We start from the raw sequence: 495 nt of genomic DNA on the forward strand, positions 1-495 counted from the left end.
GATGGCGCGGTCGCGGCGGCCGAAGTTCTTTTCCGAATACCAGACCCGCACCAGCTCTTCATTGTCGGTGCGGTCGCGGCCGGCGCGGTCGGTGAAGAAGCCGCGGCCCTGGCTCGACCAGGCGAAGTTGGGCATCTGCCGCGCCGTCAGCCAAGCTTTCCAATCGTCGGTGGAAGAGGTGATGCAGCCGGCCCAGATCGGCTCCAGCATCTCGGCCAGCGAAAAATTGTTGGAAAGCGCGCCCGGCTTCTGCTTGCCGGTGCGTTCGGCATAGGCGATCGCCGCGTCCATACGCTCCATCGTCCAGTTGGAGCCGCCGAACAGGCCGCGGATGCGGCCGGCCTTGACCTCGCGGTCCATGGCATCGACGAACTCGCCGACCGGCACGTCCGGATTGTCGCGATGCATGAAATAAATGTCGACATGGTCGGTCTGCAGCCGGTCGAGCGACTGGGCAAGCTGCTTGCCGATCACATCGGGATAGCAGAGCGGCGT

General features: G+C 64.6%; 1 protein-coding gene. It reads right to left on the reverse strand.

The genetic code is table 11. The features are described 5' to 3' along the window. A partial coding sequence (locus tag EOA75_RS33700) for an aldo/keto reductase (protein WP_164747800.1) occupies positions 1-495 on the reverse strand: 495 nt, incomplete at both ends.

Source organism: Mesorhizobium sp. M1A.F.Ca.IN.022.07.1.1 (assembly GCF_003997575.1).
Classification (GTDB): Bacteria; Pseudomonadota; Alphaproteobacteria; order Rhizobiales; family Rhizobiaceae; genus Mesorhizobium.